Raw genomic sequence first — 1,270 nt, 5'->3', positions numbered from 1 at the left:
GCTGAGGCACCGACTCTAGCGAGCCCGCCCGGCTGGTCCACAGGGGTCGGGCGGGACTGGCGGACCAGCCGCGGCGTGTCCCCGGACGCGCCGCGCACGCCCGCGCCGCGCCCACCCCCCGCCCGCTCACCTGCGCGCCCGTTCACCCGCCTGCGCGCTCACCTGCGCCCGTTCACCGCCGGCGCGCTCATCCCTCCGCGATCACCCAGACCGGCTCCTGCGACCCCGCGGGCAGCGTCACCGAGCCCAGGTCGCCGATCGTCACGGCGAGGTCGCCGTCGGACGCCACCCCGTCGGGAAGCGCCACGACCGTCGTCGCCGGGACCCAGTCCATGGTGCAGGGCCCGTCCCCGGGCTCGGCGAACGCCACCGCGACGGTCCCGTCACCCGGGCCGGTCGCGCTCGGATCGGCGATCAACGGGCACGTGCTGGACCCGTAGGTGATCACGTAGATCAGCGCGCCGTCCGCGGTGCGCGCCGCACCGGCCGTCGCATTGGCCGGCGGCGCGACGAGGTCGTCGGGGAGCCCCACCACCGACGAGCCCGCGGCGAGCTCGAGGGTCAGGGCGGGTGTCGGGGTCGGCGACCCGGTCGTGGCGTCGTCCGTGCCGCCCGCGGACCCCGGGGTGGACGCGCACGCGGCCAGGAGGGCGAGCGTGCCGACCAGGGCCAGGCCACGCCACGGTCGACGAGGGCTGTGCTGCGTGCCCGGTGCCGGTGCCGGTCCTGCGGCGGTACCGCCGGCGTCCGGCGTGCGGGCCGCGGCGAGGTCGAGGGTCGTCGGTCGAGGGGCCATGGGACTACTCCGATGTCCGGCTGCTGGTGACGTGCGGTCCCGCGCTGCGGCTGTCGCCCGGTCCGCTCCCCCGCAGGCTAGCCCGCACGCCGGGCAGACCGGGGACCGCGGACGGCCCTGGCCGGCACAAATGCCAAAGAAGGTTTTTGCGTAGGTATCGCCACTCTTTGCGCGCGTATTCGGGACGAGTATCCCTGGAGGCAGGACGTGCGCCGCTCCGGATCTGCTCCTCCGGCGGCCCCGCTGCCGAGAGCGGTGCCGGCGCGGCACCACTCGACGCCACCACCACGCGGCGCCGAGAACGTGTCTCCCCCTCCCCTGCACCGGAGCGCCTGATGACCGACCTCACCGCCCCTCCCACCGACCGGGCGACAGCCGCAGCGCGGGACCGCACGTCACCAGCAGCCGGACATCGGAGTAGTCCCATGGCCCCTCGACCGACGACCCTCGACCTCGCCGCGGCCCGCACGCCGG

General features: G+C 76.1%; 1 protein-coding gene. It reads right to left on the bottom strand.

Features of this window, described 5'->3' with window-relative positions; translation table 11 throughout:
* Positions 1–187 precede the first annotated feature (187 nt).
* Entirely contained in the window at positions 188–796 is a 609-nt protein-coding gene (locus MHY85_RS21015; protein ID WP_239200405.1) for a hypothetical protein, read from the bottom strand.
* Positions 797–1,270 lie beyond the last annotated feature (474 nt).

It is taken from the genome of Cellulomonas sp. ACRRI (assembly GCF_022346185.1).
Classification (GTDB): Bacteria; Actinomycetota; Actinomycetes; order Actinomycetales; family Cellulomonadaceae; genus Cellulomonas.
The sequence above is the reverse complement of the archived record's forward strand: the minus strand, read 5'-3'. Positions and strand labels throughout refer to the sequence as shown.

Bases quoted from the DNA above. Each gene is read 5' to 3' on its own strand.
- MHY85_RS21015 (WP_239200405.1), bottom strand. From the start codon at position 796: ATGGCCCCTCGACCGACGACCCTCGACCTCGCCGCGGCCCGCACGCCG.